Here is a 242-nt window from a genome sequence, read left to right as displayed (position 1 = left end):
TTTAAAGGCACGGTAGACCTTGCCGATGGCAATACTTTGAGTGTCAGTGTGAACGGAGTGAACTATCCAGCGACGGATTCACGCTTAACCGTGGATGGCTTAGGTAACTGGACGCTAGATTTAACGGGTTCGGCACTACTCGATGGTACCTATCCTGTGATTGCCACAGTGACCGACGCCGCGGGCAATACTGCGAGCACGACCAGTCAGAACGTGGTGATTGATACCAAGATTGACACCGA

The 242-nt window shown here is 51.7% G+C and carries 1 protein-coding gene; it reads left to right on the top strand.

Translation table 11 applies throughout. The features are described from left to right. On the top strand, positions 1-242 hold a 242-nt coding region (locus tag F4W09_RS17210; protein WP_215899335.1), incomplete at both ends, for an Ig-like domain-containing protein.

It is taken from the genome of Acinetobacter tandoii, from assembly GCF_008867985.1.
GTDB lineage: Bacteria > Pseudomonadota > Gammaproteobacteria > Pseudomonadales > Moraxellaceae > Acinetobacter > Acinetobacter tandoii.
Note: the sequence above shows the minus strand (reverse complement) of the source record. Positions and strands in the feature narration are given on the sequence as shown.